Origin of the sequence: Sphingomonas jeddahensis (genome assembly GCF_001981525.1) — a bacterium.
Classification (GTDB): domain Bacteria; phylum Pseudomonadota; class Alphaproteobacteria; order Sphingomonadales; family Sphingomonadaceae; genus Sphingomonas; species Sphingomonas jeddahensis.
This window is the reverse complement of the sequence record NZ_MPSB01000001.1, coordinates 261,956-282,366: the sequence shown is the minus strand read 5'-3', so window position 1 is coordinate 282,366 and position 20,411 is coordinate 261,956. Positions and strand designations below refer to the sequence as shown.

The following is a 20,411-nucleotide window of genomic DNA, read 5'->3' as shown; positions in this document are numbered from 1 at the left end:
GGGAAATACATCGAATGATCACCACCATCCTCGCAGCAGCCGCTGATCCGGCTGCGCACGGCGGCGAGAACCCGTACGGTCTCGGTGCTGCACTCGAGCAGGGCGGCATCATCGCCCAGTCCGTGTTCGGCATCCTCGTGCTGATGTCGGTCGTCTCGTTCTACATCATGTTCACCAAGCTCTTCGAACAGCAGAAGATCATCAACCAGTCGAAGCGCGTGCGCTCCTCGTTCTGGACGTCGAACTCGCTGCGTGAAGGCTCGGCGAAGCTGGAGAAGAACTCGGCCTACAAGCAGATCGTCGACGACGGCCTGCAGGCGCAGGACCAGCACGGCAAGCTGACCGATCCGGTCGAGGCGCATGACTGGCTGCACGGTTCGCTCGCCCGTTCGGAAGCGATGATCAACTCGAAGCTCGGCACGGGCCTCGCGTTCCTCGCCACCGTCGGCGCGACCGCACCGTTCATCGGCCTGTTCGGCACGGTTATCGGCATCTACCGCGCACTCATCAAGATCGGCTCGGCCGGCCAGGCGTCGATCGACGCAGTGGCAGGTCCGGTCGGTGAGGCGCTGATCATGACCGCCCTCGGCCTCGCGGTCGCGGTGCCGGCGGTGCTTGCCTACAACTGGCTCCAGCGCCGCAACAAGTCGATCGCGGAAGACCTGTCGGCCTTCTCGAACGACGTGCTGGGCTATCTCGCCTCGAACGGTGCCGTCCGTCCGGCCGCGGCTGGCGCGGCCACGAAGCCGGTGGCGGCAAAGCCGGCGGCGACCACGACGGCCGGCCAGACCGGCGGCGTGCAGACCCGCTCGTAATGGGGGACAACGGGGTTGCCATGGTGGTGGCCCCGTGACCTTTCCCCGGCCGGATCACCGGGCGGGGACGAAGATATAGGATAGCCTGACTTATGGCGATGAGCGTTGGTGGAGACTCCGCCTCTGAAACCCCGATGTCGGACATCAACACGACGCCTCTCGTGGACGTCATGCTGGTGCTCCTCATCATCTTCCTGATCGCGATTCCGGTCGTGATCCAGTCGGTGCCGGTCAAGCTGCCCAGCGTACGCTTCGATCCGACCACGACCAAGCCCGAGAACGTTTCCCTCTCGATCACCACCACGCCGGACGGTGCCTGTGCGGTTTACTGGGGAATGACTCAGGTGACTCAGCAGGAACTGCTCGATCGCGCGGTGGCCAAGCTGAAGACCGAGATCGAACGCCAGGGCGGCGTCAACGCCCCCGGCCTCGAACTGCCCGAAGCCCATGTTCGCGGGGACGTGAACGTGCCGTGGAAGTGTGTGGCGGGTGCGATCTACAACATGCAGATGGCGGGCTTCGCACGCGTCGGCTTCATCTCCGAACCGCCGCCAGGCTCGGGCGTCGCGCGTCTGTAAGCACAGCCACCAGGAGTATTCGATATGGCAATGAGTGGCGGCAAGGACGATGGCGAGCCGATGATGGAGATGAACACGACGCCGTTGATCGACGTCATGCTCGTTCTTCTCATCATGTTCATCATCACCATCCCGATCCAAACCCACGCGGTGAAGGTCGATCTGCCGGTGAATGATCCGAATGCGACTCGGCCTCCGGTCGATCCGCAGAAGAACAAGATCACCATCGCGGCCGATGGCACCGTCAGCTGGAACGGTGCGCCGGTAGATGAGGTGCGGCTTCGCCAGTACCTCGACGTCGCGGCGGCGATGAACCCGGAGCCCGAGTTGCACTTTCAGCCCGATCCGACGGTTCGCTACGACACCGTCGATAAGACGCTGGCGGTGATCAAGCGGTCGAGCATCACCAAGCTCGGCTTCATCGGCAACGAGCAATATTACAAGGAGTTCTGATCGCGCGAGCGAGCGGAATGTCTGCCAGGCGGTCCTTCGGGGCCGCCTTTTTTTTGCCCGCGCTGGCGGAGAGCCCCGGCGCAGGTACGACTGTGGGAGGCCGGCGCACGCCGCTGGCGTGTTTTCATGCGCTGGCGACTCGAGCGATCGTGTGATCGCATTGATGAACTTCGGGCGTCGCTACGCTGAGGTGCCGAGCACGGATCGCAAGTCAGGTGGAGTGCCCGTGAGCAGCGCCCCACACAGGGTTGCATCTATGTCTCCAAAGTGACATACCGGTGTCACAAAACGGTAATGACCAAGTAACGTCGCTGTCATGAATAGGAGACGGATATGCGCACCATGATCATGTTCGCTTTGGCCGCCGGCACTTTCGCAGCCCCGGCGCTTGCCGGTGATCGCACGGGTTATCAGGCGATTGCGGCGGGTGATTACACGGCGGCCGAGAAGACGCTCGTCAACGAGCGTCGTATCTTCCCGCATCGCCCTGAGCTGATGATCAACCTGGGTACGGTTTATGCGCGGACCGGCCGCGTTTCGGAGGCGGCTTCGCTCTATCGGGCAGCGCTGGCGAGCGAGCCAGTTGAAATGGCATTGCCTGATGGGGGAGCGGCATCGTCGCACGTCGTAGCCCAGCGTGGCCTCGACAGCCTCGCACCAGTAGCGTTGGCGGGCCGTTGAACGACTCAGGCAGCGGCCGGATCTACCGCCGTTGCCATGGCGTTGCGGCGAGGTGCGTTAGCCGCGGTCGGGCTACTGCTACAGACGAGGTAAGGTCACTCCGCGCTGGCGCATGTATTTGCCGGCACGGTCGGCATAGCTGGTCTCGCACGGCTCATTGCCTTGCAGGAACAGGAACTGGCACGCGCCTTCATTGGCGTAGATCTTGGCGGGAAGGGGCGTGGTGTTGGAGAATTCCAGCGTGACATGCCCCTCCCACTCGGGTTCGAGCGGGGTCACGTTGACGATGATTCCGCATCGCGCATAGGTCGACTTGCCAAGACAGATCACCAGCACGTCGCGGGGGACTCGGAAATACTCCACCGTTCGCGCCAGCGCGAAGCTGTTGGGCGGAATGATGCACACGTCCGTCTTGCGATCGACGAAACTGTTCGCGGCGAAATCCTTCGGATCGACTGTCGCCGAATCGACGTTGGTGAAGATCTTGAACTCGTCGGCGACACGCGCGTCATAGCCATAGGAGCTAAGGCCGTAGCTGATGCAGCCGTCACGCCGCTGTGCTTCGACAAACGGCTCGATCATGCCGTTGGCCAGGGCGTGTTCGCGAATCCAGCGGTCCGAGAGAATCGACATGGCAGGCTTCCTCGCCGCAGCGGGACCGGCTGGCAAGCCCGGCAATCGCCAGCAGCGTCAGCGCGGCAAGGTGATGGTGGCGATCAGGCCGCCGCCGGCGCGGTTGGTAAGCGCAATATCGCCGCCGGCATCGTGGACGATTGCGCGCGCAAGCGCCAGGCCCAGGCCTATGCCTCCTGTGTCGCGGTTGCGCGATTCTTCCAAGCGAGTGAAGGGATCGAACACTGCTTCCAGCCGGTCTGCCGGGATTCCCGGCCCACGATCTGCGACCGAGACCTGCACGTGATGCGGCCCAGCATCAATGGCGACGTTCGCCCCGCCGGCATATTTGACGGCGTTCTCAATGAGGTTACGCACCGCGCGCCGGAACAACGTGGGGCGCAGATGGATCGGCAACCGCGCGGCTTCGTGAAATGTGACGTCGGCGCCGAGATCGCGAAAGTCCTCCACCACTGCATCGACCAACGCAGCGAGATCGACGTCGGTTGCCGGCTCGCTCGGGCGGCCCAACCGCGCCAGTGAGAGGATGTCGTCAAGCGTACGGCTCATCTCTTCGATCGTGTCAGCCATGCGCGCTCGATCGTGATCGTCCTCGACCGATTCGATTCGGACGCGCAGGGCAGCGAGGGGGGTGCGCAGATCGTGTCCGATCGCGCCAAGCATGCGGTCCTTCTCCTCCAGCATGACGGAAACCCGGCGAACCAGCGCGTTGAAGGCGGCGATCACGTCGCGCACGTCGCTCGGGCCTTCAACCGGAAGCTCGCGCGGGGCGGTTCCCGGAGTGAAATCGCGGGCTGCGCCTGCAAGGCCGCGCAGCGGGCGGGAGATGCGACGGGTGAGCCACAGTACTGGCAGAAGGATCAGAACGTAGATGATCAGTGTCTGGCCGAACAGCGCCCAGAAGATGCGGTTGTCGTTCCGCGGCCACGGTCCGTTCGTGGTGATCCAGCTGCCGTCTGGCTGTTGGACGGCGATCATCAGCGTGTCGGCGGGGCGGACGGCACGTTCGCGTTTGCGCCGGTGGGGATGCTGTTCGAGTGGGCGGATGCCGGTGTCGATCCGTCCGGAGGCGACGCCCAGCTCGCTCAACTGTTTGCGGAGTTCCGCAGCAACCTCCGGCAGACGCTGAAGATCGGTGGGAATGGGATTGGACGAGCGGCGACGAACCCGACCGCGCTCACTGCCGAGTCGACGCTCGTCGGCATGGTCGAGCGCGTCGGCGATGCGAACCGCGGCCGGACGGGCGGCCTGTGCGACGCGGAAGGCGGCGCGCTCCCGCAGGATCAGTGCGAGATTGATCGCCTGAGCGGCGAATAGCGCCAGAGCGAGGAGGAGCGCGAGCTGCCCTGTGAGACTCTTCGGGTAGGGTAGCCTCATGATAATCGTCTTCAGAGCCGGGTGACTTCGGACGCCAGCGTATAGCCGCCGCCCCACACCGTTTTGATGAGTTGGGGGTTCTTCGGGTCGGGCTCGATCTTCTTGCGCAGGCGGCTGACCTGATTGTCGATCGCGCGATCAAACGCCGCCGCCTCACGGCCTTGCGTCAGGTCGAGCAACTGGTCGCGGGTGAGCACCTGACGCGGCCGCGTCACCAGCGCATGAAGAAGATTATACTCGCCAGTCGACAGCGGCACCGCCACGCTCTCGCGATCCACCAGTGTGCGTTCGCCTGTTTTCAGCACCCAGCCCGCGAAGGCATAGGCGCCCGCCTCCGGCGCGTGCTGCCGGGCGCCGCCGGTTTGAAGCCGGCGCAGCACGACCTTGATCCTCGCTGCGAGTTCGCGCGGTGAAAAGGGCTTCACTACATAATCGTCAGCGCCCATTTCGAGCCCGACGATGCGATCGGTTTCCTCGGTACGCGCGGTGAGCAGGATGACGGGCACGTCGCTGGTCGCCCGGATGTAGCGGCAAAGGCTTAGGCCATCCTCGCCGGGCATCATGATGTCGAGCACCACCAGATCGATTGCATAGGCGCCAAGCCGCGTGCGCGCGGCCTCGGCATCGGCGACTTGCGTGACGCGAAAGCCTTGCTTGGTAAGATATTGTGCCAACGGCTCGCGGATAGAACGCTCGTCGTCGACGAGCAGGAGATGAGGCGTATCGGACATAAGATCCGCATCTAGCATGTCAGGCTCCCGCGGGAAGCGCCGGGCGGAGACATCCGCCCGGCGCCCGACAGTGGATCAGCGCACGCCGCCTGCCGGAGCGACCTTCCGCGCATCACGGCGCATCTTCATCTGGTCGCGCGCCGCGTCTTGCTCGGTCGGGTCGATGCGGCCATCGCGATTGGTATCGAACCGGTCAAACATGGCGGATGCCGCAGCGGTCGCTTCTGCCTTGGTGAGGGTGCCGTCGCGGTTCGCATCGGCGCGCATCATCATACCCAAGCCGCTGCCATGCCCACCACGATGCCCGCGTCGCTTGCTGCGCAGCGCCTGACGCTCGGCTCGGTCGATCTGGCCATCCTTGTTGGCGTCCGCCCGCTCGAAACGCTTCAACGCGCTTTCGCGGAATTGCTCCCGCGTCATGTCGGTTTTGTTCGCACCACGGCGGCCGGGGCGTTCGTCGGCAGAAATCTTGCCGTCATTGTTGCGATCGAGCCGGGCAAAGAGCGCGTCCCCCGCGGCGATTGCTTCGGCCCGCGTGACCACGCCATCGCCGTTCGTGTCCGCAGCGCCTGGACCACGCTTGACGGTTGCAGCGGGGGCCGGGGTCTGCGCGGCGGCGACGCCGGCGACGCCGGCGATGCCGGTGGCGGCAAGCGCAGCGATCATAATCAGGCGTTTCATAGGTGGCATGTCCTTGTCGAACCGGGGATCATCCCCGCGGATGAGATGCCTTATGAAACGGCCGTGTCGCAGGCGTGTGCCGCGGCCGGGCAGAAGTGTCGCAAAATGTCACGCGCGGTGATTGATATACGGGCGCCATTCCGGCTCCCGGCCGGATTCATCATCATGTTGGTGGTAACGATCTTCTTCAGGCGAAGACCGCAACCGATTGCATCTGTTCGGCCACCATTTCCCCCTTGCTGTTCCAGATCCCCATCTGCTGCGACGAACTGCCGGAGCGGGCATAATCGGCATTGGAACGCAGTAGCCACCAGCCGTCTTCGGTCGAAGGCGTCGGGCCGAGCACGTTGAGGATCCAGGTCATCGAGCTCATCGGCACGTTGCGGCCGAGCAGGCGGAGCGCGGCGGGCGGTAGGCAGTCACCGACCGCCATCAGCTCCACCATGGGATCAACGCCCTCGCGTTCGTTGAGCCGAGTCCAGCGCAGCCATTCGGCGGGCTGTAAGTTCGGGCCCTCCCGCCGATCGAGGAACTCGAAATTCTGCGTGAAGGCGACGTGCACGTTACCCTTGTAGGTGGTCTCGTCCGGACCCGGCTTGGCGAAGTCGGGCACGGTGGTGGTGGCGTAATCTATCTCGCTGTCGATCGCCCTCATGAAGACAAAGGTGCACCGCAGGCCGAGGCCGGCTTCGCTTTCGATATCAGCCTGGATGAAGGCGGCGTTCTTGCCGCGACGCAGGCGGTGCGCAGTCACCATGATCGGGCCGGCGAGCGGGCCGATGAAGCTGACCTGCGCGGAGCGAAGCGGGGGCAGATCGGTGTCGGACTGCATCGCGCAGTGGAGCGCGATCGCGGCCGACAGCCCGCCATAGGCGGTGCGGCCCTGAAGCCAGCCGTCGGGGATTTCCCCGCGCCAGCCAGGGGCCTCGCCGAGAGGGACGAGGCCGTCGAGGATCTGCTTCAGGCTGGTCATGCACTCTCCCCCTGGAATTCGCCGGCGGCGAGCCGGTCGCGTAATTCGCGCTTCAGCACCTTGCCGATCGCGCTGCGCGGCAGTTCGTCGGCGACATAGAGCTTCGACAGGCGCTGCGTCTTGCCGAGCTTGTCGTTGACGGCCGTGCGCACTTCCTCGGCACTGGCGCTGGCGCCACCGCGCGGAACGTAGAAGCCGACCGGCGTCTCGCCCCATTCGTCGCTGGGCACGCCAACAACGGTGCAGTCGGCCACCGCGGGATGCTGCGCGAGCACCGCTTCGAGATCGGACGGGTAGATGTTGAACCCGCCCGAGATGATCATGTCCTTTTTGCGATCCATCAGGATCAGGAAGCCGTCCTCGTCCAGCCGGCCGACGTCGCCGTGGCGGATGAAGCGATTGCCCTCCGCGTCATAATATTCGGCCTCGCGGGTGGCGCCTTCACGCTTGTGGTAGCCCGTCATCATGGTCGGCGAACGGCCGACGATCTCACCCATCTCGCCGGGCGCAACCGGCTGGTCGTTCTCGTCAAGCAACAGCGCTTCGTGCCCCGGGCTGAGCTGGCCAACCGTATGAAGCTTGTCTGGGTGCTCGTCGGCGATGAGGATGAAGGACGCCCCGCCTTCGGTCATGCCGTAATATTCGACCAGCTTGCCCGGCCAGCGGTTCAGGATGTCGCGCTTCAGCTCGGCCTTGAACGGCGCGGAGGTGCAGGTCTTGAAGCGGAACGCCGACAGGTCGAAGCGGTCAAAATCGGGCAGCGCCATGATGCGCTGGTATTGCACCGGCACGAGCATGGTGTGGGTGGCGCGATACCGCTCGGCGAGCTCGAGATAGCGGTGGGCGTCGAACTTCTTCATCAGCACCACCGTTCCGCCCCAGGCGAGCGTCGGCAGGAAGCTGACCAATGTGGTGTTGGAATAAAGCGGCGTGGCGAGCAGGGTGACGGCGGTGTCGAAGCCGGCGTTGGTGTTGCGCGACAGATGCTGCCAACGCATGGCGTGGCTCTGCACGATGCCCTTGGGGATGCCCGTGGTGCCCGAGGAATAGATGATGTTGAAGCCGTCGAGCGGGGCGATCTCGACGGGTTCGGGCTTGTCGCCCTCAGGAGGGAGCCATGCCTCGAGCTCCTCCAGCATGACGACGCGTGCTGCGAGCGTTTCGTCCTTCAACGCCGCCGCATTAGCGGCGTCTAGGAACACCAGGTTCGCGCCGCTGTCGCCGATCATGCCGGCGATCTGCTCGGCCGTGGCGGAGGGCTGGATCGGTGCGGCGATCGCGCCGGCGCGCAACGCCGCGAGGAAGATGATAGCCTGCGCCACGCTGGGATAGCTGACCGTCGCTACCGCCTGGCCTTGAACCGTGCCGTCGCGCCGCAGGGCCGCTGCGGCGCGGTCCATCGCCGCATCGAGCCGGGCATAGGTCGCTTCGGCATCGCCATCGGTGATCGCGAGTTTGTCGGGCTGGGTCGCCGCATGGTGACGGATCAGGTCCGGCAGGGTGCCGAACGGTTGGGCAAGCAGGTCTTCAACTCTCTCCATGATTCTACGCGCTAGCCGCCGCGCCCGACGAATGCCATACGCGATCTTCGAAAATTGAAGGAGCGTTCAATGGACGAAGGAGTAGCGATCGTCACCGGTGGTGGCACGGGGATCGGCGCCGCGGTGGTGCGGCGGCTTGCGGCGCGCGGTGTACGCAGCGTGATAAACTATGCGCACAGCCGCCACGAGGCGGAGGCGCTGGCTGCCGAGGTGGCGAACGGCTCGATCGCGGTGCAGGCGGACATTGCCGATGATGCCGCATGCCGGGCGCTGGCGAAGGCGGCGACGGATACGTTCGGGCGGCTCGACTTCCTGGTCAACAATGCCGGGCGCACGAAACACGTTCAGCATGAGGATCTCGACGGGCTCGATGCCGCGGACTTTGTCGACATCTATCGCCTCAACACCATCGCCGCCTTCCAGATGGTGCGGGCCTGTGCGTCGGCGATGCGCGAAGGGGCGATGAGCGCGGTGGTGAACGTCGCCTCGATTGCCGGGTTGCACGGCGTCGGCTCCTCGATCGCCTATGCCGCTTCGAAGGGTGCGATGCTGACGATGACCCAGAGCCTGGCGCGCGTGCTGGCGCCCGCGATCCGGGTGAACGCAGTAGCGCCGGGCTATGTCGGGACAAGCTGGTTCGAGCGTTCGCTAGGCGTGGAAGGCAAGAAGAAGATGGATGCCGGGGTGGCGAAGCGCACGCCGATGGCGATGGCGCCACAGGCGGAGGATATCGCCGGACCGATCGTGATGCTGCTCGATCCGGCGGCGCGCGCAATCACTGGCGAGACATGGCGGGTGGATGCGGGGTTCCACTTGGATACGGGTGGAAGCCGGCGGCCGGGGCGGGAAGGGTGATCTTTGTTCCCCTCCCGCTTGCGGGAGGGGGTTGGGGGGGGTGTTCTCGCAATGGTCTTCGCTCGTTGACCTGCCCATCCCAGCCCCTCGCGCAGGCCTGAGGGGAGCTTTCAGCGACCCGTGCTCGCCGTTTGGCCGAACAGCACCTTCTTCGCCTCCTCGCTCATCGGCGCTTGTTGCGGCACGATCTCCTTGCCCTTGGCATAGGCGTGCTCGGTGGCCGGACGCGCCTTAATCGCGGCGTGCCAGCGCGCGAGGTTGGGGAAGTCGGCGAGATCCTGTCCTTGCGCGTCCGGAAGGATCCAGGGGTAGCTCGCCATGTCGGCGATCGAATATTCCGCACCGGCGACGAAGGCGCGATCCGCCAGCCGCCGATCGAGCACGCCGTAGAGGCGGTTGGTTTCCTTCAGATAGCGATCAATCGCATAAGGCACCTTCTCCGGCGCATAGTTACGGAAGTGGTGGTTCTGGCCGAGCATCGGGCCGAGCCCACCCATCTGCCACATCAGCCATTGGTTGATCTCGGCGCGGGCCCGCACGTCCCCACCGCCGAACTTACCGGTCTTCTCCGCGAGATAGAGCAGGATCGCGCCCGACTCGAACACAGATACAGGTTCACCGCCATCCGCAGGCGCATGATCGACGATCGCTGGCATCCGATTATTCGGGGCGATCTTCAGGAAATCGGGTTTGAACTGGTCGCCCGTGCCGATGTTGACTGGCTTGATGACGTAATCGAGCCCCGCCTCCTCCAGAAACAGCGTGATCTTGTGACCGTTCGGCGTCGGCCAATAATGCAGGTCGATCATGAAACCTCCCGTGATGCTGGCTGCAGATGGGAGGGCAGGAGCAGGGAGGCAAGCTTCGGCACCCGACGCGACCTCGCCAGCCACCCTCGCGATCGCACGGCATGGTGGAGGAATTACATCAATCTGCCTCCGTCCCGCGTTCCCCTGTCTTGAACTCGCGGTCTTGTCCCTTTGCATTAGTGTGGAAACCTGCCATTGAGGCGCCATACCCGATATTCAGAATCGGCTTCGGAGACACGATTGATGGCAAGCGCCGCCGAACTCGACCGTCCTTCTGATTCGCTGGAGGGCTTCCGCCAGGAAGCGCGCAGCTGGCTGGAGGCCAATTTTCCGCAGGCTCTGCGCGGCAAGGACAACGCCATGTCCGCCGTCGACGGCCCGACGGAGGAAACGGCCGAGCAGAAGGCGTGGCGCGAGGCGATGGGCGCCAAGGGCTGGGGCGTGCCGACCTGGCCGACCGAGTTCGGCGGCGGCGGGCTGACCCGCGAGCAGGCGCGCGTGCTGGGTGAGGAAATGATGCGGATCGGGGCTTGGAACCCGATCGGCGGCATGGGCGTGATGATGTTCGGCCCGACGCTGCTGGAATATGGCAGCGAGGCGCAGAAGCAGCAGCACATCCCTGGCATCGTTCGCGGCGAAGTGCGCTGGTGTCAGGGCTATTCAGAGCCGGGGGCTGGATCAGACCTCGCGAGCTTGCAGACCTTCGCGGAAGACCACGGCGATCACTACATCGTCAACGGCCAGAAGACCTGGACCAGCGGTGGACAGTGGGCGGACAAGTGCTTCGCGCTGGTGCGCACCGGCAAGACGCAGAAGCACGCCGGCATCAGCTTCCTGCTGATCGACATGGACGCCGAAGGCGTCGAAACGCGGCCGATCAAGCTGATCTCGGGGGCGTCGCCCTTCTGCGAAACCTTCTTCACCAACGTGAAGGTCCACAAGGAGAACCTCGTCGGTCGCGAGGGGCAGGGTTGGGAAATCGGCACGCGACTGTTGCAGCACGAGCGCAACTCGCTCTCCGGCGGTGGTGGCTCGCAGGGGCGGATGAACCAGGGCGAGCCGATCCCGTCGATTGCCAAAAAGTATCGCGAGCTGGATGAGAGTGGGAAGCTCGCCGACAGCGACCTGCGTACGCGCATCATCAAGCACGAGATGGACCAGCGGGCGTTCGCGCTGACGCTGCGCCGTGCCGCGTTGGAGGCCAAGGGCAATGCCGGGCCGTCGGCGGCGACCAGCGTGATGAAGAACGTCGGCGCGCGCATCACCCAGGACCGCGCCGAACTGGCGATCGAGATCATGGGCATGCAGGGGCTCGGCTGGGAAGGCGAGGGGTTCAGCCACGAGGAACTGGCGACCACGCGCACTTGGCTGTGGGGCAAGGCGGTGTCGATTTACGGCGGCTCGTCCGAGATCCAGAACAATGTGATCGCCAAGCGCATCCTAGGGATGCTGGATCACCAGTAAGTTACGGTTAGGCGCGGGGAGCACACGCGTCGGAGAGGGCCGGGTCGAGGGGCGAGCACGCAGATGCTCCCCCTCCCCGGCAAGTCCTTCATCAGGGAATTCGAGACATGGCGGCACTGAACGACGAACAGGTGATGCTGCGCGACATGGCGCGCGAATGGGCCGACAATGAATTGCCCACCACAGCCTTCCGCAAGATGCGCGACGCTGCGCCGGCGACCGGCTTCGACCCGGAGGCTTGGAGCACGATCGGCCAGATGGGGTGGGCGGGCATCGTCATTCCCGAAGCGTTCGGCGGATCGGAATTCGGTTATCTGTCGCTTGGCCTGGTGGTCGAGCAGCTCGGCCGCAACCTCGCGGCAAGTCCGCTCTCGTCCACCACAGCAGCGGCGAGCGCCATCGTGATGGGCACCTCTGACAAAGCGAAGCGTGATTGGTTGGCCCGGCTCGCCTCAGCTGAAGCGGTCGCGACGCTGGCGATCGACGAAGGTGGGCTCCACAGCGGCAAGATCGCGGCGAGCGTTTCGGGGGGCAAGCTGAGCGGGACCAAGAAGTTCGTCGCGGAAGGCGATGGCGCCGACGTGTTCGTCGTTGCGGCGACCGATGGTCTCTATCTCGTGGCGAAGGGCGAGGGCGTGACCGTCACCAGCCGCGAGATGGCGGACAATCGCAGCCATGCCGATGTCGCCTTCGCCGAGGCGCCGGCCGAGAAGCTGGGCGGCACTGACCTGACACAGGCGATCGTGGATCGCGCGACGGCGGTTATCACGGCCGAAATGCTCGGCATGGCCGACAGCGCGTTCAATCAGACGCTCGACTATCTCAAGCAGCGTGTGCAGTTCGGACAGGTGCTCTCGACCTTCCAGGCACTGCAGCATCGCATGGCCAAGATGAAGACGGAGCTGGAGCTGATGCGCTCTGTTGTCGAAGGCGCACTTGAAGCGATCGACTCCGGGCGATCGGATATCGACCAGGCGGTTAGCCTCGCCAAGGCAGTAGCGAATGATACGCTGCGGCTGGTGAGCCGCGAGATGGTGCAGTTGCACGGCGGCGTCGGCATGACCGATGAGTTTGATGCCGGCCTGTACCTGAAGCGCGCGGCGGTGCTGGAAACGATGTGGGGGACTGCGTCCTATCATCGTGACCGATTCGCTCGGCTCAACGGATATTAAAACACGTTCCAGAACGAAGAGTATGGCGGCGGGTGTTTCGGCAACACCCGCCGCCTTTTTGTTTCTCAGCGCTGCGCGTGTAGGCATTCTCCGCTTGACGTAACGGAACGTGCATCGTCTATTCGAGTGTACGGTACGGCCCGAATAGAGGCTGGCCTACATTGGGAGAGAGATGATGGCGAAGGCGCTTTTCGTCCGTGGGTCCGCGTGTGCGGCGCTCGCGTGGGCTCTTGCAACCGCCGGTACGGCGCAGGCGCAGATCGGTGGTGACCCAGCGCCTGCGCAAGCAACGCCAGTAGACGAGGCGAGCTCCGCGCCCGACATCGTGGTGACCGGCACGCTGATCCGCGGAACACCGGAAAATCTCGCGGTGCCGGTGGACGTCATTTCTGGCGAGGAGCTTGCCAAGCAGGGCGCACCCACCGCCGTCGACCTGCTCAAGAACCTCACCGTCGCCAACGGCACAGTCGGCGACGCCAACCAGTTCGACAATCGCGCACAAGGATCCGAAGGCGTCGCTTCAGTCAACCTGCGCGGCCTCGGCCCTCAGCGGACGCTCGTCCTGCTCAACGGCAAGCGCATGGTCCCCTCGGGACTTGGTATCCCTATCGTGGACGTCAACATGTTTCCCGCCGCGGCGATCGGCCGGGTCGAGATCCTCAAGGACGGCGCCGCTGCAACCTACGGCTCGGACGCAATCGCCGGCGTCGTCAACTTCATCACCCGCACCGATCAGGAGGGTTTTCTCGTCTCCGGCGATTATCGCTGGATCGATGGCTCGAAGGGCGACTACGGCGGGTCGGCCTCGTTCGGGCATGATCAGGATGGCTTCCGCATCTTCGTGGCGGCAGGGTATCAACGGCGCTCGGAGCTGCGCTTCACCGATCGCGATTTCGCGGTGCAGCCTTACCCCACCAATCCGCAGGGTGCATGGACGGGCGGCGGCAATCCCGGCAACTTCGATTTCAACGGCACCGTCGGCGGGATCAACCTAACGACCGACCTTGGCTGCGAAGGGCTGGGTGGGTTTCGCAGTGCGCCAGGGTCCAACACCGATCGCTGCTTCACTCAGTTCGGCCAGTTCGACAATCTCGTCGAGCCGGAAGAACGATTTCAGGCCTATGTCGACACGGACATCGATCTCACGGACAATGCGTCGCTGCGCCTGACAGGCCTGTATTCCTTCACCAACACCCGGGTGACGAGTTCGCCGAGCTATCTGCCGACGTTGCCGCCGTCGACCAATGCCGCTTTCGGCAACGGCTCGCTGTTCGTGATCCCAGGCTATGCCCCGGCGCTGCGCGATTATTGCGCGCTCTATGGCGCGCAGGCGGGCTGTACCCGTGGTACGAGCGGTGCGCTGGATAGCGCGGTGGGCCTGCCAGTGCTGTTCCGACCCTTCCTGCTCGGCGGCAACCCCTTGTTCCAGGATCGGACCAACGATCGCGGTTCCGCCATTTCGAAACGCGATACCGAAGCGATGCGCTTCACGGCGGAGGTGAACGTTGCGCTGAGCAGCAACATCGATTTCTCGACCAGCCTTACCTACAGCGAATATCTACGCGACTATGATGGTACGGATTCCTTCGGCGATTTGCTGCAAAATGCGTTGGCCGGGTTCGGGGGACCGAATTGCGCGTACGCCTCCACCGCCTCGCGCGCCGGGCTGACGCCTGCGCAACTCGCCGGCCTCGCCGGCACCAACGGCTGCACCTACTTCAACCCGTTCTCCACCGCTGTGCCAGCGAATGCGGTCACCGGCGTGGCCAATCCGAATTTCGCAGGAACGCGTAGCCCGACCGGCTTCAGCCTGGCGCCCGGGGCAGGGCTGATCAACGACCTCGCGAATATCGATCTGTTCTTCCGCACCTCGAACACCCGAGTTCGGACGCAGCAATATGTTGCCGACATGGCCTTTTCGGGGCGAACTGGCCTTCGGCTCTGGGCCGATCAGGACATCGGGTTCGCCTTTGGCGCACAATATCGCAAAAACACTTTCCAGACGCGTTTGAATGCGGACGCGAACATTGCCATTAATCCGTGTCCTGGCACGCCGCTGAACCCTGCGGCGACCTGCAACCCGCGCACCGGCGCACTCGGTTTCCTCGGCACCAATCCCGAACGCGACGCCCAGGCCGATGTCTATGCGCTGTTTGCCGAGCTTCAGGTGCCAATCATCGACGCGATCAACCTGCAGTTGTCGGCGCGGTATGAGGATTATCGCGGCAACGTCGGTTCCACCTTCGACCCGCAGGCGCGTCTGAAGGTCGAGATCACCGATTGGCTCGGCCTGCGCGGTGGCATCGGTACCAGCTTCCGCGGCCCGCCGCCGCAGAACCTGTCCGGATCTGGCGTTTCGCTGCAGGTGATCGGCACCGGCTTCCGCGCGGTAGAGGTGTTCGGCAACCCCAATCTCGAGCCGGAGAGCGCCACCACCTATAACGCCGGGGTGCTGATCGACAGCGGGCCGTTCAACGCCAGCTTGGACTACTGGCGGTACGACTTCAACGGGCCGATCGAATCGGAGCCGGTGTCCGGTCTGGCGGCTGCGTTGTTCGGCGCGAGCGGGACCGCCAATTGCGGCAACCCCACCTTTGCCGCCTTGCAGGCGCGGTACACCTTCAATCTGAACGGCTGCGGTATAAACAATGTCGCGCGCCTGCGTACGCAGGTATTCAACAGCGCCGATGTGAAGACATCGGGCCTCGACGCGACGGCCAGCTATCGCGGCGAGCTTGGGCCAGTCGAGTTGGCCGTTGGGGGTGCGGCGACTTACGTCATCGACTACAAGGTGGATGATTTGCTGGTGGAAGGTGTTCTGGTCCAGCCGGCGTTCAACGCGGTGGGACAGCTGAACTTCCAGACTACGGCCTATCCGATCCCGCAATGGCGCGGGAACTGGTACGTTCAGGGTGACAGCGGCCCACACTCGCTGCGTCTCCAGTTCAACTATGTCGATGGCTATACCGATCAGCGCGGCCCCGCGATCTACGGGCCGAACCTCGGTGCGCTTGGCGGGTTTGCGAATACGCGTGGCAAGGAGATCGGATCGTGGCGGACGTTCGACGCGACCTATCGGCTGGCGCTTGATACCGGCACCACCTTCACGCTGGCGGCGGTCAACATCTTCGATCGCGATCCGCCCTTCGCGCGCCTTGATCCGAATTATGACAGCTTCACCGCCTCACCGCTTGGTTTCACGCTGAAAGCAGGAGTGTCGCAGCGGTTCTAAAATGAGCGGAGGGCGGGGATGTATCGAAACGTTTCCGCCCGCCGTAATGCTGCTGGCGTAATCTTTAATCGTCGGTAAGCTGCGAGCGAAAACAGCTTAGGAGAGCGATATGGATGCCAGCACCACATGGGTGCCGGACGAGCGGGATCAGCGAGCCCTCCGCCGTCGTGGCTGGACGCTGGGCCTGCTGACGACCGCTTACTTTTTCAGTTTCATGGACCGGCAGATCCTTGCCATCCTGCTGGAAGCGATCAAGGCGGATCTGCAGCTCTCCGATACGCAGCTTGGCCTTCTCTCGGGGCTGATCTTTGCGATGTTCTACGCGACGCTCGGCTTGCCGATCGCCCGGCTGGCGGACAGATCGAGCCGCAGCAACATCATCGCGATCAGCTTAGCGTTCTGGAGTGCGATGACCGCTTTGTGCGGGTTTGCCCAGAACTTTACCCATCTGATGCTAGCGCGCATCGGGGTCGGCATCGGCGAGGCCGGTTTCGGTCCGCCCAGTCAGTCAATCATCGCCGATCTCTATCCGCCGGAGAAGCGCGCCAGCGCCATGGCGATCTATTCGCTGGGCGTGCTGCTCGGCGGTGGTCTGGGCATGGTGATCGGCGGGTTTGTCGCGCACTCCTATGGCTGGCGGGTGGCGCTGATGGTCGTCGGCCTGCCCGGCATCGCGTTGGCGGTGATCATGAAGCTGTTCGTGGTTGAACCGCGCCGTGGTCTGTCGGACGGCAAGGCGCCCGCGGCCCCAGACGGCGCGCCCGTCATCGGCATGTGGAAGGGCATTGCCGCGCTGTGGCACAATCGCGCTGCGCTGCACCTTGTCGCTGCAATCACCGTGACGTCGCTGGTCGGCTACGCGGTAACCGGCTGGGGTCCGAGCTACATGCAGCGGTCGCTCGGCATGTCGATGCTCGACGTATCGAAGTACGTGGCGCTGCCCGCCGCGTTCGTGGCGGGATTCTCCGCGATGCTCGGCGGCTGGCTGTGCGATCGCGCCGCGAAGAGGCGCGGCATCTTCGCGCAAAGCTATGTCGTGATGATCATGAAGATCGTCGCTTTCCCTTTCGCTCTCGGCTTCTACTTCGTCGATAATCTGGCGCTGGCGCTTAGTTCGTACTTTGTCGCGGCGGTGTTTGCCGGCGCGTACATCGGCCCGACCTATGCGATGATCCAGCACCTGGCGCCGCTGCGGCTGCGGGCGACCTGGGCGGCGCTGACGCTGCTTGCGACCAGTCTCCTCGGCCTGGGCCTTGGGCCATTTGCAGTGGGGCAGATCAGCGACATGCTGAAGCCAACCTATGGGGCGGAATCGCTGCGTTGGGCGATGTTCTCCGTTGCGATGCTGACGCCCTGGGGCATCTTCCACTATTGGCGCGCAGGCGTGCTGATGAAGCGGCAGTTGGGTGAAGGCGGCGTGGGCTAAACCAGCTTTGGCCGAGCGCTCATCCGCGCGCGTCCGCATGCTCGTTCATCATGCGGAAACCTTTTGCGCCTGCCGGGCATTGTGCGTCTTGAACCACGCAGTGAGTTTGCCTGCCATGAAGCAAATTGTTCCCGTTTTCCTCGCGTTGATTCCCCTTGCCGCGGTTGTGGGCGCTTGCGTGGCGGTGCCCTGACCGCGCTCATCTGTCTCAGTTATTTTAGAACCCCCGCTGGCCCCCGGTCGGTGGGGGTTTTGCCTTGCGCTCTCGAACAATCCTGCAGCTTGCACATCTATTGCGCACAATATAGTTGTGCGAGCAGTTTTCTGGAGAATGACGATGAGCACACTTTACTCCACGAAGGTGACGGCAGTCGGTGGACGCAGCGGCACGGTGCGGAGCGAGGACGGCATCCTCGATCTCTCGCTCGCCATGCCCAAAGAACTCGGCGGCAAGGGTGGGGCGACCAATCCCGAACAGCTGTTCGCCGCCGGCTATGCCGCATGCTTCGAGAACGCCGTCATTCACGTCACCCGCGGCACGGCGGACAAGGTGCGCGACGATGACATTGAGGTGGTCGGCGAGGTGGGCCTGCTCCCGGGCGCCGGCGGCGGGTTCAACTTGGCGGTTACGCTGGACGTCTCGATCGCCGGCGTCGACCAGACAAAGGCGGAAGAGATCGTCAAGGCAGCGCATGCCGTTTGCCCCTATTCCAACGCCGTAAAGGGCAACGTTGACGTCGCCTTGAACGTAACCGTGCGATGAGCGGCTCGGTGGCGGCAGAAGAGGATCCCCTGCGCCTCGACCGGCAGGTGTGTTTTCCCCTTTATGCCGCCACCAACCTCATCAATCGGCTCTACACGCCGGTGCTTCGCCCGCTGCGGCTCACTTATCCTCAATATCTCGTCATGCTTGTATTGTGGGAGGAGGAGCCGCAGACGGTTGGCGACTTGGGCGCGCGGCTCCATCTGGACAGCGGCACGCTGACGCCGCTGTTGAAGCGCATGGAGGCGGCCGGTCTGATTGCACGTCGCCGCGATCCACGGGATGAGCGCCGAGTGCTAGTGACACTCACCACCGACGGTCGGGATCTGCGCGCCAAGGCGCTGCACGTGCCGGCCACGATGGGGCAGGGCTATGATCCCGCCGGGGTGGAGGAACTGCGTGAGGGGGTCAGCGCACTCGTCGCGATCCTCGCGCGACATGACGGCGCAGACAAGATAGGTGGTGACAACTGACTTGAGGTTAGCAAAGCGTCGCTTTCGATGCGCTTGACCTCTTTGTCCGTCCGACATTGCACCGGGCCCGAACGTGTCCGCCCCTTACGCATTGTAAGCGCTGTCGCGGGTGTCACCGTCGAGGAGCGGCGAGCTGCGGGCCGAGGTTCCGTCCCCGCACGGGCGGGCTGATTCAACCAGGCCTTCTCGTCAGCCCGGGTCGGTTCCTGTTGCACTATGTCGCGGCGCGTCCTCGGATATTTTCGTTGCGCGGCCTGCTAGTTGCGGGCGCGTCGATCAGTTCAATTGGCGTGCAATATGCCATGAAGCTGCTGATCGACTCGATGACGGACGGCAATCGCATCCGCTCGGTCGTCTATGCCGCGGTTACGCTGTTCCTCGGCCTGGTGATCCTCGAAAGTCTGTTGCAGCGGCTGGCGGCCCTGACCCTGGGCCACGCGACCGTTGTCTACGGGATCGGCATCCGGCTCGACATGGTCGATTATCTCACCGGCCATCAGATGCCGTTTTTCCAGAACCAGCGTGCGGGATCGTTGGGGCATCGTATCTCCGGTCTCGCCGGCATCTTCGGCGCGATCATCCACCGGTTGCTGCAGGAGGTGACGCCGCCGCTGATCGTGTTTGTGGGCGCGATGCTGATTTTCGTAACCATCGAAGTGCGAATGGCGATCGTGCTCGGCGCGATTTTCGTCGTCGTAACGGCGGGGTTGGTGGCGCTAGGCTTCCGCGGTCACGTTCACCACAAGGCGTTTGCCGAACATGCCGGCATGGTCCGGGGCGAGCGCGAGCTGTCGCGCCTGCGCGGGTTCCTCCACGATGAGGCAGCGGCGCAGCGGCGCGGCTGGTTCTTCGTGGAGCGGATGCGTGGGCTGCACGATCTGTCGCTGGCGATTTTCGTCGCAGGTACGTTGATTCGGGCCATCGGGCGCTGGTCCAACGGGGCGATCACCACTGGCGACGTGGTAGTAATCAGCACCATGACGTTCCGCATTCTGCACGGCTCGCGCGATCTCGCCATGGCGCTGATCGATGTCAGCCAGCAGTTCAGTTATCTCCGCGAAACGCTCGACATCATCGGTGTATCCCGGACACTGAACGATGCGCCCGGTGCGACGCGGCTGCGGGTGGGTGAAGGGCGGGTGGAGTTCAGCCACGTAACGTTCGGATATGACCCGCGCCACCCGGTCCTGCACGATCTATCGCTTGATATCCCCGCGGGGCAGAAGGTGGGCATATCCGCCGCCGGCGAGCGCATCCGCGCGCTGTCGGAACGGAGTCGGGCGCGGGTGCAGCGGATGGTGCGCAACGCGTGACAGGGGGTGACGGAGCAGTCGTGAGGCGACCGGCGCGATGAGCCCGGCCCGCGGTTTCGGGAAGTGCTAGGCGTCACTAGCAGGGGAGAGCTAAGCTGGCATGCTGGACAACGGAGGAAGGATACCTTCCGTGCGTTAGATCAGGCGGACGCCGACATCAGCTGGAAGTACGCGTCCTGTCCTTCCGCAAGCCCTTGCTGTTTCGTTAGCGACTATAGCCTGCACGTTGGTTGGATCGATGTTCAGGGGTGCGAGCGGACATCGCTATTAGCAGTTCCGTTCAGCATGTGCGGGCATCGGTGCCGGGGTAGCTCTCTGGCGGCGCTGGGATCGCAGCACATCATCCTTGATCGCTCTGGCGGTGCCCTGCGCGATGTGCGTCGCTACAGCTACAATTCATGGCCTGTCGCAGATGCGGTAAGAACAAGACGTCCCTTTTCC

Annotated in this window: 19 protein-coding genes; 12 read left to right on the top strand and 7 right to left on the bottom strand. The window is 64.0% G+C overall.

The window, feature by feature from the left end; all coding sequences use genetic code 11:
* Window positions 1-14: 14 nt before the first annotated feature.
* From SPHI_RS01260 to SPHI_RS01245, 4 genes are all read left to right on the top strand, one after another.
* The gene (locus tag SPHI_RS01260; protein ID WP_076743071.1) at window positions 15-815 is read left to right on the top strand and encodes a MotA/TolQ/ExbB proton channel family protein; all 801 of its coding nucleotides are present in this window, start codon (window positions 15-17) and stop codon (window positions 813-815) included.
* Window positions 816-907: 92 nt separating this feature from the next.
* Window positions 908-1,393, top strand: a complete 486-nt coding sequence (locus SPHI_RS01255) for an ExbD/TolR family protein (protein ID WP_076743070.1) — start codon at window positions 908-910, stop codon at window positions 1,391-1,393.
* A 24-nt stretch (window positions 1,394-1,417) separates the two neighbouring features.
* Window positions 1,418-1,846 carry an ExbD/TolR family protein gene (locus SPHI_RS01250; protein ID WP_076743069.1) on the top strand — a complete coding sequence of 143 codons (429 nt, stop codon included), beginning with the start codon at window positions 1,418-1,420 and terminating at the stop codon, window positions 1,844-1,846.
* A gap of 333 nt (window positions 1,847-2,179) precedes the next feature.
* Window positions 2,180-2,527: a tetratricopeptide repeat protein gene (locus SPHI_RS01245; RefSeq protein WP_076743068.1), complete on the top strand. Its 348-nt coding sequence runs from the start codon at window positions 2,180-2,182 to the stop codon at window positions 2,525-2,527.
* 78 nt (window positions 2,528-2,605) lie between these two features.
* Here SPHI_RS01245 and dcd read toward each other — a convergent pair whose 3' ends face one another.
* The 6 genes from dcd to SPHI_RS01215 form a co-directional block, all read right to left on the bottom strand.
* Window positions 2,606-3,160, bottom strand: a complete 555-nt coding sequence (dcd, locus tag SPHI_RS01240; RefSeq protein ID WP_076743067.1) for a dCTP deaminase — start codon at window positions 3,158-3,160, stop codon at window positions 2,606-2,608.
* A gap of 57 nt (window positions 3,161-3,217) precedes the next feature.
* The gene (locus tag SPHI_RS01235) at window positions 3,218-4,537 is read right to left on the bottom strand and encodes a sensor histidine kinase (RefSeq protein WP_076743066.1); all 1,320 of its coding nucleotides are present in this window, start codon (window positions 4,535-4,537) and stop codon (window positions 3,218-3,220) included.
* An 11-nt stretch (window positions 4,538-4,548) separates the two neighbouring features.
* Complete coding sequence (locus tag SPHI_RS01230; protein WP_076743229.1) at window positions 4,549-5,268, bottom strand: response regulator; 720 nt, start codon at window positions 5,266-5,268, stop codon at window positions 4,549-4,551.
* Window positions 5,269-5,343: 75 nt separating this feature from the next.
* On the bottom strand, window positions 5,344-5,949 hold the full coding sequence (locus SPHI_RS01225; RefSeq protein WP_076743065.1) for an EF-hand domain-containing protein: 606 nt from the start codon (window positions 5,947-5,949) through the stop codon (window positions 5,344-5,346).
* A gap of 187 nt (window positions 5,950-6,136) precedes the next feature.
* Window positions 6,137-6,922, bottom strand: coding sequence for a thioesterase family protein (locus SPHI_RS01220; protein ID WP_076743064.1), 786 nt, complete (start codon window positions 6,920-6,922; stop codon window positions 6,137-6,139).
* A complete protein-coding gene (locus SPHI_RS01215; protein WP_076743063.1) occupies window positions 6,919-8,463 on the bottom strand; it encodes a class I adenylate-forming enzyme family protein in 1,545 nt (514 codons plus the stop codon). The genes SPHI_RS01220 and SPHI_RS01215 overlap by 4 nt, the downstream gene beginning before the upstream one ends.
* A gap of 69 nt (window positions 8,464-8,532) precedes the next feature.
* On the opposite strand from SPHI_RS01215, the gene SPHI_RS01210 reads away from it, so the two are divergent.
* Window positions 8,533-9,318 carry an SDR family NAD(P)-dependent oxidoreductase gene (locus SPHI_RS01210; protein ID WP_076743062.1) on the top strand — a complete coding sequence of 262 codons (786 nt, stop codon included), beginning with the start codon at window positions 8,533-8,535 and terminating at the stop codon, window positions 9,316-9,318.
* Window positions 9,319-9,428: 110 nt separating this feature from the next.
* Here the strand turns inward: SPHI_RS01210 and SPHI_RS01205 are convergent, their stop codons facing one another.
* A complete protein-coding gene (locus SPHI_RS01205; protein WP_076743061.1) occupies window positions 9,429-10,127 on the bottom strand; it encodes a glutathione binding-like protein in 699 nt (232 codons plus the stop codon).
* A gap of 243 nt (window positions 10,128-10,370) precedes the next feature.
* On the opposite strand from SPHI_RS01205, the gene SPHI_RS01200 reads away from it, so the two are divergent.
* The 7 genes from SPHI_RS01200 (at window position 10,371) to SPHI_RS01170 (ending at window position 19,970) form a co-directional block, all read left to right on the top strand.
* Entirely contained in the window at window positions 10,371-11,591 is a 1,221-nt protein-coding gene (locus tag SPHI_RS01200; protein ID WP_076743060.1) for an acyl-CoA dehydrogenase family protein, read from the top strand.
* A 107-nt stretch (window positions 11,592-11,698) separates the two neighbouring features.
* Window positions 11,699-12,763, top strand: coding sequence for an acyl-CoA dehydrogenase family protein (locus tag SPHI_RS01195; RefSeq protein ID WP_076743059.1), 1,065 nt, complete (start codon window positions 11,699-11,701; stop codon window positions 12,761-12,763).
* A gap of 175 nt (window positions 12,764-12,938) precedes the next feature.
* On the top strand, window positions 12,939-15,995 hold the full coding sequence (locus SPHI_RS01190; RefSeq protein ID WP_076743058.1) for a TonB-dependent receptor plug domain-containing protein: 3,057 nt from the start codon (window positions 12,939-12,941) through the stop codon (window positions 15,993-15,995).
* 109 nt (window positions 15,996-16,104) lie between these two features.
* Window positions 16,105-17,421, top strand: coding sequence for a spinster family MFS transporter (locus SPHI_RS01185; RefSeq protein WP_076743057.1), 1,317 nt, complete (start codon window positions 16,105-16,107; stop codon window positions 17,419-17,421).
* Window positions 17,422-17,758: 337 nt separating this feature from the next.
* Window positions 17,759-18,184 (top strand): organic hydroperoxide resistance protein, encoded by a 426-nt coding sequence (locus tag SPHI_RS01180; RefSeq protein ID WP_076743056.1) that lies wholly within the window; start codon window positions 17,759-17,761, stop codon window positions 18,182-18,184.
* Entirely contained in the window at window positions 18,181-18,657 is a 477-nt protein-coding gene (locus SPHI_RS01175) for a MarR family winged helix-turn-helix transcriptional regulator (RefSeq protein WP_076743055.1), read from the top strand. The genes SPHI_RS01180 and SPHI_RS01175 overlap by 4 nt, the downstream gene beginning before the upstream one ends.
* Window positions 18,658-18,902: 245 nt before the next feature.
* Window positions 18,903-19,970: an ABC transporter transmembrane domain-containing protein gene (locus SPHI_RS01170; protein WP_233130577.1), complete on the top strand. Its 1,068-nt coding sequence runs from the start codon at window positions 18,903-18,905 to the stop codon at window positions 19,968-19,970.
* Window positions 19,971-20,411 lie beyond the last annotated feature (441 nt).